Annotated in this window: 8 protein-coding genes; 5 read left to right on the forward strand and 3 right to left on the reverse strand. The window is 64.1% G+C overall.

The window, feature by feature from the left end; genetic code table 11:
* The coding region (locus EN745_RS23645; RefSeq protein WP_145992106.1) for a thioredoxin domain-containing protein at positions 1-1937 on the forward strand (1937 nt) is incomplete at its 5' end.
* A 268-nt stretch (positions 1938-2205) separates the two neighbouring features.
* Here the strand turns inward: EN745_RS23645 and rho are convergent.
* The 3 genes from rho to hemE form a co-directional block, all read right to left on the reverse strand.
* On the reverse strand, positions 2206-3471 hold the full coding sequence (gene rho / locus EN745_RS23650) for a transcription termination factor Rho (RefSeq protein WP_112098117.1): 1266 nt from the start codon (positions 3469-3471) through the stop codon (positions 2206-2208).
* 168 nt (positions 3472-3639) lie between these two features.
* On the reverse strand, positions 3640-4170 hold the full coding sequence (gene hemJ / locus EN745_RS23655) for a protoporphyrinogen oxidase HemJ (RefSeq protein WP_127422392.1): 531 nt from the start codon (positions 4168-4170) through the stop codon (positions 3640-3642).
* Positions 4170-5201 carry a uroporphyrinogen decarboxylase gene (gene hemE, locus EN745_RS23660; protein WP_127422393.1) on the reverse strand — a complete coding sequence of 344 codons (1032 nt, stop codon included), beginning with the start codon at positions 5199-5201 and terminating at the stop codon, positions 4170-4172. The genes hemJ and hemE overlap by 1 nt, the downstream gene beginning before the upstream one ends.
* A 401-nt stretch (positions 5202-5602) precedes the next feature.
* Here hemE and EN745_RS23665 point away from each other — a divergent pair, with 401 nt between their 5' ends.
* The 4 genes from EN745_RS23665 (at position 5603) to coaE (ending at position 8746) form a co-directional block, all read left to right on the forward strand.
* Positions 5603-6424: a pyruvate, water dikinase regulatory protein gene (locus tag EN745_RS23665; protein WP_127422394.1), complete on the forward strand. Its 822-nt coding sequence runs from the start codon at positions 5603-5605 to the stop codon at positions 6422-6424.
* A 271-nt stretch (positions 6425-6695) separates the two neighbouring features.
* Positions 6696-7295, forward strand: coding sequence for a Maf-like protein (locus tag EN745_RS23675; RefSeq protein ID WP_127422397.1), 600 nt, complete (start codon positions 6696-6698; stop codon positions 7293-7295).
* A complete protein-coding gene (locus EN745_RS23680) occupies positions 7288-8127 on the forward strand; it encodes a shikimate dehydrogenase (RefSeq protein WP_127422395.1) in 840 nt (279 codons plus the stop codon). Before EN745_RS23675 ends, EN745_RS23680 begins: the two co-directional genes overlap by 8 nt.
* Positions 8128-8140: 13 nt before the next feature.
* Entirely contained in the window at positions 8141-8746 is a 606-nt protein-coding gene (gene coaE / locus EN745_RS23685) for a dephospho-CoA kinase (RefSeq protein ID WP_127422396.1), read from the forward strand.
* Positions 8747-8782: the final 36 nt, after the last annotated feature.

An 8782-nucleotide genomic window follows, 5' to 3' on the forward strand; every position in this document is an offset into this window, starting at 1 on the left:
CGCCCGCGGCGCTCGCCGAAGCCAGGGAACTCGGACGGCCGATCCTGCTGTCGATCGGCTACGCCGCCTGCCACTGGTGCCATGTCATGGCGCATGAAAGCTTCGAGAACGACGCCGTTGCCGCCGTCATGAACCGGCTGTTCATCAATATCAAGGTCGATCGCGAGGAGCGGCCGGACATCGACCAGATCTATATGGCGGCACTGCATGCCATGGGCGAGCAGGGCGGCTGGCCGTTGACCATGTTCCTGACGCCCGAAGGCAAGCCGTTCTGGGGCGGCACCTATTTTCCGCGCGAGGCCCGCTACGGCCGGCCAGGCTTCATCCAGGTCATGGAAGCGGTCGACAAGGCGTGGCGGGAGAAGCAGGAGAGCCTTGGCCAAAGCGCCGAAGGCCTGACCAGCCATGTCGAGGCGCGGCTGGCGGGAAGCCATGGCAAGGCGGTGCTCGATCGGGACACGCTCAGCGATCTTGCCGGCCGCATCGACGGCATGATCGACCACGATCTGGGCGGCCTGCGCGGCGCGCCGAAATTCCCCAACGCGCCATTCATGCAGACGCTCTGGCTGTCGTGGCTGCGCGACGGGGTTGCCTCGCATCGCGACGCTGTCCTGCTCAGCCTGGAGAAAATGCTGGCCGGCGGCATCTACGATCACGTCGGCGGCGGATTGAGCCGCTACTCGACCGATGCCGAATGGCTGGTGCCGCATTTCGAGAAGATGCTCTATGACAACGCACAGCTCGTCCGCATGTGCAATTGGGCGTTTGCCGCCACCGGGAATGATTTATTCCGGATACGAATCGAAGAGACGGTCGCCTGGCTGCTGCGCGAGATGCTGGTCGATGGCGGCGGCTTCGCCGCCAGCCTCGATGCCGACAGCGACGGCGAGGAGGGGCTGTTCTACACCTGGAACCGCGACGAGGTCGAAGCCGTGCTTGGCGACGATTCAGCCTTGTTTTTCAAATACGTCGGCCTCGCTAGCCCACATGGTTGGGAAGGCAAGCCGATCATCCGCCAAACCGCCGACCAGCAAAAGCAAAGCATCGTCGACCAAGCCTTGCTCCTGCCGTTGAAGCAGAAGCTCCTGGCCGCCAGGGAACGGCGCGTCAGGCCCGGCCGCGACGGCAAGGCGCTGACCGACTGGAACGGCCTGATGATCGCCGCGCTTGCCGACGCCGGCCGTGCCCTGCAGCGGCCCGACTGGATCGAGGCCGCCGCGCGGGCCTTCGCCCACATCGTCGAAGCGAGCCATGACGGCCGCCTGCCGCATTCCATGCTAGGCGCCAGGAAACTGTTCCCGGCGCTGTCGAGCGACTATGCCGCCATGACAAACGCCGCGATCGCACTCTTCGAGGCCACCGGCGAGATGGCCTATGTCGATCGCGCCAGGCATTTCATCGGACAGCTCGATCATTGGCACCAGGATGGCGACAAGACCGGCTATTATCTGACCGCGTCCGACAGTGCTGATGTCCCCATCCGCATCCGCGGCGATGTCGACGAGGCAATCCCGTCCGCCTCCGCCCAGATCATCGAGGCGCTGGTGCGATTGGCATTAGTCACCGGCGATTTCGACATGGAGCAAAAGGCCTGGACGACGGCCGAGCATGCCATGGGCCGCGCCGCGCAACAGGCCTATGGCCAGGCTGGCATCGTCAATGCCTGCGCGCTGGCGCTCGAGCCGTTGAAGCTGGTGCTGATCGACAATCTAGATAGTCCAAGCCTCGTTCCGGTTGCGAATCGGAATCCCGACCCGCGCCGGGTGGATATCGTCGTTGCGGTCGGTACGGATGCGAATCGACCGAGCTTGCCGGGTGGGGTGGTGCCGCCCACCGACAAGCCGGGCGCCTGGCTGTGCACCGGGCAGGTTTGCATGCCAGTGGTTACCGATGCGGACGATTTGGGGAAGCTGTTGCGGCGAGGAACAGGCACGTAACCCCAACCCCTCTTTCGAGCGTTGGCGCTGCCCCTCATCTGGCTGCCGCCATCTTCTCCCCGTAAACGGGGAGAAGGGCGCTGTCGCTGCCGATTTCGTCAATCGCCATCGTGGCAAGAAGAGTGCCGGCGTTGCGGCCAGCCTCTTTCTCCCCGTTCACGGGGAGAAATGCCCGGCCGGGCAATAAGGGGCGGCGCTGACCTCTGCGATTGGCTGCCAACGATCGAGAAGGCGAGGGGAAGTTCCCCCGCCTCGCCTTGTATCCCGACTACGTATTCATCGAATCGAAGAAGTCGGCGTTGGTCTTGGTCTGCTTCAGCTTGTCGATGAGGAACTCGATCGCGTCGGTCGTTCCCATCGGCGCCAGGATGCGACGCAGCACGAAGATCTTCTGCAGATCCGCGCGCGGCACCAGCAAGTCTTCCTTGCGGGTTCCGGACTTGAGGATGTCCATGGCGGGATAGATGCGCTTGTCGGCCACCTTGCGGTCGAGCTGGATTTCGCAGTTGCCGGTGCCCTTGAACTCTTCGAAGATGACTTCGTCCATGCGGCTGCCGGTATCAATCAGCGCGGTGGCGATAATGGTCAGCGAGCCGCCTTCCTCGATGTTACGGGCGGCACCGAAGAAGCGCTTCGGGCGCTGCAGCGCATTGGCGTCGACACCGCCGGTGAGCACCTTGCCGGAGGACGGCACGACGGTGTTGTAGGCGCGGCCGAGGCGGGTGATCGAATCAAGCAGGATGACCACGTCGCGGCCATGCTCGACCAGGCGCTTCGCCTTCTCGATCACCATTTCGGCGACCTGGACGTGGCGGGCGGCCGGCTCATCGAAGGTCGAGGAGATCACCTCGCCCTTCACCGAGCGCTGCATGTCGGTCACTTCTTCCGGCCGCTCGTCGATCAGAAGCACGATCAGATAGCATTCCGGATGGTTGGCGGTGATCGAGTGGGCGATGTTCTGCATCAGCACCGTCTTACCGGTGCGCGGCTGCGCGTTGATCAGCGCGCGCTGGCCCTTGCCGATCGGCGCCACCAGGTCGATCACGCGCGGCGAGATGTCCTTCGAGGTCGGATTGTCGACCTCCATCTTCAGCCGCTTGGTTGGATAAAGCGGCGTCAGATTGTCGAAGTGGATCTTGTGCCGGATCTTTTCGGGATCGTCGAAATTGATGGTGTTGACCTTGAGCAGAGCGAAATAGCGCTCGCCCTCTTTCGGGCTGCGGATCGGTCCTTCGACGGTGTCGCCAGTCTTGAGCGAAAAGCGGCGGATCTGCGACGGCGAGATATAGATGTCGTCGGGACCGGGCAGGTAGTTGGCATTGGCCGAGCGCAGGAAGCCGAAGCCGTCCTGCAGCACCTCGACCACGCCATCGCCGATGATCTCGATGTCCTGGGCGGCGAGTTTCTTCAGGATCGCGAACATCAGCTCCTGCTTGCGCATCACGCTGGCGTTCTCCACCTCGAGCGATTCGGCATAAGCGATCAGCTCTGGCGGCTTCTTGTTCTTGAACTCGGTGAGTTTCATTTCTTGCATTAGATGGACTCTGGGTAGGCTTTGGGGAGAAAAATCGGCTGGATGCGACAAATGCCGGGCGCGGCCGAAAGCGAAAAAATGGGGCGGCGCATGACGGGAAGGAAGACCCGTCTTTTATCGTCGCTCGTCTGAAAGAGCAAGCCGCCTTTTGCGCCGTCGCGGGAAGCCTCAGAACGGCTTCACGACGACCAGGATGACGATGACGATCAGCAGCAATGTGGGGATCTCGTTGACGATCCGCCAGTGGCGCGCCGGCTTTTCATTCTTGTCCTCGGCGAATTTCCGCACCGCGCCGGCGAGATAGCCATGCAGCCCCGACAATACGAGCACCAGCGCTACCTTGGCGTGCAGCCAACCGCCATGGAAGGCAAAGCCCTTCCAGGCCAGCCAGAGCCCGAACACCCAGGTCGCGATCATCGCCGGATTGATGATGGCTCTGAGCAGCCGGCGCTCCATAACCTTGAAGGTTTCCGACTGCGCCGATCCCTTCTCGGCATCGGCATGATAGACGAAGAGCCGGGGCAGATAGAGCATGCCGGCCATCCACGAGATGACGGCGATGACATGGACGGCCTTGGCCCACAGGTAGAAGCCGTCGGACGCCACGAAGTAAAGCAGCGCGGTCGCGGCGACCAGAGCGGCGATGCCGATCACCATGTGCTTCATCGCCTGGCCGGTGCTGTTGGTATTGTCAGCCATTAGCGTATCGCGCTCCGCACCTGTTTCACCATCGCCTCGACATGCGCGATCGGCGTCTCCGGCGTGATGCCGTGTCCGAGGTTGAAGATCAGCGGCCCGCCGCCCAGCGTCCTCAGGATCGCGTCCACGCCGTCAGCCAGCGCCTTGCCGCCGGCCACCAGCCGGAGCGGATCGAGATTACCCTGCACGGCGCCGCCAAGCTGCAATTCCTTCGCCATCGAGAGCGGCACCGTCCAGTCGAGGCCGAGCCCGGTGATGCCGGTCTTGGAGCGATAGTCGCGGTAGCGCTCGCCGGCGCCCTTCGGAAAACCGATGACCGGAACATTCGGGTGGACCGCCTTCACTTGCCGCGCGATCTCGGCCACCGGCTCGACGCAGAAAGCCTGGAAGGAAGGCTCGTCCAAAACACCGGACCAGGAATCGAAGATCTGCACCACATCGGCGCCGGCTTCGATCTGGCGGATGAGATAGGCGGCCGAATGATCGGCCAGCACTTTCAACAGCCGCGCGAAGGCCTCCGGCTCGCGATAGGCGAAAAGCCGCGCCGGCGCCTGGTCCGGCGTGCCCTGGCCTGCGATCATATAGGTCGCCACCGTCCATGGCGCGCCGCAGAAGCCGATCAGCGTCGTCTCGTCAGGCAGTTTGGCGCGCAACCGGCGGACGGTCTCGTAAACCGGTTCGAGATTCACGTGAAACAAATCGCCGGTGAGGCCCGCAATCTCCGAAGCCGAGATCGGCGTCAGCATCGGCCCGCGGCCCTCTTCGAAGCGGACGTCTCGGCCGAGCGCGTTGGGCACCACAAGGATGTCGGAGAACAGGATCGAGGCATCGAAGCCGAAGCGCTCGATCGGCTGCAGCGTCACTTCCACCGCAAGGTCCGGATCGTAGCATAGATCGAGGAAGGAGCCGGCGCGCTTCCGGGTCTCTCTATACTCCGGCAGATAGCGGCCGGCCTGGCGCATCATCCAGATGGGCGGAGGAAAGACAGGCTCGCCCCTCAAAACGTCCAGCATGATCCGTTTTCCAGGCATTCAGCGTCGCCTCTCAAGGGTCCTCTTAAATCAAATATCTATTTTAAAGAGTCTTCTGATTCTAAGAGTCTGTTGGTTGTGGTGGTTGCGACCTGTCCAGCCTGCCGCCCGAAAAGGCCAGTCAGCATATTGTCGCGCGGTCCCGATCGCGATTTGGAGGGTTTTGGGGAAGAACCGGAATTCCCCTTCCCAGTCAGCAGCTTGGCCTTTCGCTTCCAAATTTCGGGCTGTGGATGAAATCGGCCAAGAAAAGTTGATCCCCAGTTTTGTCCCCAGCGCCCCGACAAAGCCTACAGCAGGGCGAATTGTGGACAACCCACCATCTGATACAGTCGCTCTCGCCGCCTTCGCGTCTTTGTCCGATCTTGTCCACAACTGCCCACAGCCTGGAACCCGCGCCTGTGAACAAACCCCAGAGCTTCTTTCACCTGCACCTGATTTCCGACGCCACCGGCGAGACGCTGCTGGCGGCCGGCCGCGCCGCCTCCGCGCAATACAAGGACGCGCGCGCCATCGAGCACATCTACCCGCTGATCCGCACCGAAAAGCAGGTGGCCAAGGTGTTCGAGGATATCGAGGTAGAACCCGGCATCATCCTCTACACCGTCGTCGACCAGAAGCTCGCGCGCGGCATCGATGAGCGCTGCGCGGCGATGGGCCTGCCTTGCGTCTCGGTGCTCGAGCCGGTGCTTGCCGTCTTCCAGTCCTATCTCGGTACGCCGGCAGGCCGCCGCGTCGGCGCCCAGCACGTGCTCGACGCCGAATATTTCCGCCGCATCGATGCGCTGAACTTCACCATGGAGCATGATGACGGACAGCTGCCCGCCAACATGGATGATGCCGACATCGTGCTGATCGGCATTTCGCGCACCTCCAAGACGCCGACCAGCATCTATCTCGCCAACCGCGGCATCAAGACCGCCAACATCCCGATCGTGCTCGGCGTGCCGGTGCCGGAGAGCCTGGTCAACGCCAGGACGCCATTGATCGTCGGCCTGATCGCCACCGCCGAGCGCATCTCGCATGTCCGCCAGAACCGCATCCTCGGCAACACCAGCACATACGTGCCGTCCGACTATGTCGACCGCGCCGCGATCAACGAGGAGCTCGCCTATGCCCGCCAGATCTGCACAAGGCATGGCTGGCCGATGATCGATGTCTCCCGCCGTTCGATCGAGGAGACGGCGGCGGCGATCGTTGCCCTGCGGGGAAAGTCGAGATAGATGTGCAAAGAAGCTAGTTTTGCTAGTCACCTTGGCGGAGGTCGGCGCCGCCCCTCACCTGCCTGCCGGCATCCTCTCCCCGTATAGGGACGGGGAGAGGGGCGCTGGTGTCTCTGGTTTCGCCAATCGCCAGCGCTGCTGGAAAGAGCGCCTGCGCTGAAGCTGGCCCTTTCCCCCAGTCTCTATACGGGGAGAAATGTCCGGCAGGACAATGAGGGGCGGCGCCAACTCTACATACACCAACCGTCCCCTGTCCGCGTCCGAGTACAAAATGACCGAGAAAATCATCCTCGCCTCCGGCAGCCCGTTCCGCAAGGCGATGCTGGTCAATGCCGGCGTCGAGATCGAGGCGGTGCCGGCCGAGGTCGATGAGCGCGCGCTCGAGGCGCCGCTCAAGCATAGCGGCGTGTCGCCGGAGGACGTCGCGCTGGTGCTTGCCGAGGCCAAGGCGACCGAGGTCAGCGAGCGCAGGCCCGGCGCGCTGGTGCTCGGCTGCGACCAGACGCTGTCGCTCGGCGACGAGGTGTTCCACAAGCCGGCCGACATGGAAGGCGCCCGCCGCCATCTCCTCGCCCTGTCCGGCAAGACCCATCAGCTGAACAGCGCCGCCGTGCTTGCCCGCGACGGCGAGGTGCTGTGGCGGCATGTCGGCATCGCCAGTCTCACCATGCGCAAACTGGAGCCAGCCTTCATCGGCCGCCATCTGGCGCGCGTCGGCGACAAGGCGCTGTCGAGTGTCGGCGCCTATCAGATCGAGGGCGAGGGCATCCAGCTGTTCGAAAAAATCGAGGGCGACCATTTCACCATCGTCGGCCTGCCGCTCCTGCCGGTTTTGGAGAAGCTGCGGGAGCTCGGAGCAATCGATGGCTGAGGCAGCGAAAAAAGCCTTCGTCACCGGCCACCCGATCGCGCATTCGCGCTCGCCGAAAATCCATGGCTACTGGCTGGCCAAGTACGGCATCGACGGCAGCTATCAGGCCATCGATGTCGCGCCGGACGATTTCGCCGCCTTTGTGGACGGACTTCGGAATAATGGCTTCCAGGGCGGCAACGTCACCATTCCGCACAAGGAGGCGGCCTTCGCGCAGGTCGAGCGTCGCGACGAGGCGGCCGAAGCGATCGGCGCCGTCAACACGCTGTGGTTCGAGGACGGACAATTGTGGGGCGGCAACACCGACGCCTACGGCTTTGCCGCCAATCTCGATGACTACGCGCCGGGCTGGGCTTCGAATGGCCCCGCCGTGGTACTTGGCGCCGGCGGCGCGTCGCGCGCGGTCATCCAGGCGCTGATCGAGCGCGGCGTGAAGGACATCCGCATCATCAACCGCACGCTGACGCGGGCCGAGGAGCTCAGCCGCCGTTTCGGCGAGGGCGTCTCCGCGCATGGCGCCCATGCTGTCGGCGACCTGCTTACCGATGCCGGCCTTCTCGTCAACACCACGGCTCTCGGCATGCATGGCAATGAAGGCCTGTCCGCCGATCCGGCGGGCCTGCCCGGCCATGCCATCGTTACCGACATCGTCTACGTGCCGCTCGAGACACCGCTTCTCGCCGCCGCCAAGGGGCGCGGCCTGTGGACGGTCGATGGGCTCGGCATGCTGCTGCACCAGGCGGCGCCCGGGTTCGAACGCTGGTTCGGCGAGCGGCCCGAGGTCACCGCCGAGCTCAGGCGGATGATCATCGCTGACATCGAAGCCCATTGATGAGGCGCCGGCTATGATCGTGCTCGGCCTCACCGGATCGATCGGCATGGGCAAGTCGACGACGGCGAAGATGTTTGCCGAGGCCGGCGTGCCGGTGCACGATTCCGACGAGACGGTGCATCGCCTCTATGCCGGCAAGGCCGGCCCGCTGGTCGAGGCCGCCTTTCCCGGCACCACCGATGCGGGTGTCGTCGACCGTGCCAGGCTCGGCGCGCGGGTGCTCGGCGACGCTGTCGCGCTGAAGCGGCTGGAAGCGATCGTCCATCCGCTGGTCCGCGCCGATGCCGACGCCTTCCTTGCCAGGCACCGCGCCGCCGGTGCGCCGCTCGCCGTGCTCGACATTCCCTTGCTGTTCGAGACCGGCGGCCGCGACCGCGTCGACAAGGTCGTGGTCGTCACCGCCCAGGCCGAAGTTCAGCGCGCGCGTGTGCTGGCGCGTCCCGGCATGAGCGAGGCGAAGCTGGCCGCTATCCTCGCCAAGCAGGTGCCCGATGCCGAAAAACGCCGCCAGGCCGATTTCATCGTCGACACCGGCCAGGGCTTTGACGCCGCGCGCGCCGCGGTCGCGGCCATCATCGCCGAATTGGCGGGGGATAAGTCGGGCAAGGACGCTTCCTGACGCCTGCTGTCAGCAGTCCCCATTGCCATTTTGTTC

This window comes from Mesorhizobium sp. M4A.F.Ca.ET.022.05.2.1, from assembly GCF_003998845.1.
Classification (GTDB): Bacteria; Pseudomonadota; Alphaproteobacteria; order Rhizobiales; family Rhizobiaceae; genus Mesorhizobium.